The sequence below is a fragment of the Mesorhizobium sp. M1E.F.Ca.ET.063.01.1.1 genome (genome assembly GCF_003998155.1).
GTDB lineage: Bacteria > Pseudomonadota > Alphaproteobacteria > Rhizobiales > Rhizobiaceae > Mesorhizobium.
Window position 1 is genome coordinate 1 of record NZ_RZSC01001399.1, and the last position, 717, is coordinate 717.

At 68.6% G+C, this 717-nt stretch carries 1 protein-coding gene; it reads right to left on the reverse strand.

Annotation, left to right across the window (positions count from 1 at the left end; translation table 11 throughout):
• Window positions 1-20: 20 nt before the first annotated feature.
• A partial coding sequence (locus EOA29_RS38820) for a sigma 54-interacting transcriptional regulator (protein WP_145970134.1) occupies window positions 21-717 on the reverse strand: 697 nt, incomplete at its 5' end.

Sequence of the window (717 nt, forward strand, 5' to 3'; positions counted from 1 at the left end):
GTGCCACAGCCGCCGCAACGTTAGTTCGGCGCTTCCAGCCGCAGGCGCTTCATGCGGCGATGCACGGTGGTACGGTCGACGCCGAGACGCCGGGCGGCTCCGGAAATATTCCAGCCCGCCGCCACCAGTGCAGTCAACAGTGCCGCGCGCTCTTCCTCAGGCGAGGGCGGCCGCAGCGCAACGACACTGGCCGGCATGGCCGCTGGCGCCGCATGTGCGAAATCGGGCAGGTCGGCGGGCTGGATCGTGCCGTCGTCACAAAGCGCTACCGCCAGATCGACGGCGTTGACGAGCTCGCGGATATTGCCGGGCCAGCCATGGCGGATCAACGCCAGCCGCGCCGCCGGCGACAGTCTTGCCGGCCGGCAGGCAAGGCGCGCGCGTTCGTTTACCAGCCGGTCGAGCAGCCATTCGAAATCAGTGCGCTCGCGCAACGCCGGCAAGGCAAGCGAGGCGGCGTTCAGCCTGTAGAACAGGTCTTCGCGGAAACGGCCCTCGGCGACCAGCTTGCGCAGGTCATGATGCGAGGCGGAGATGATCTTGATGTCGACAGGCCGAGGCGCGATGCCGCCGACCGGGATCAATTCGCGCTCGGCGATCACGCGCAGCAGCCGCGATTGCAGCGGGTAGGGCATATCGCCGATCTCGTCGAGGAACAGCGTGCCGCCGTCGGCGCTCTCGATCAACCCCTTGCGCCCCTTGGCCGCGGCCCCGGTG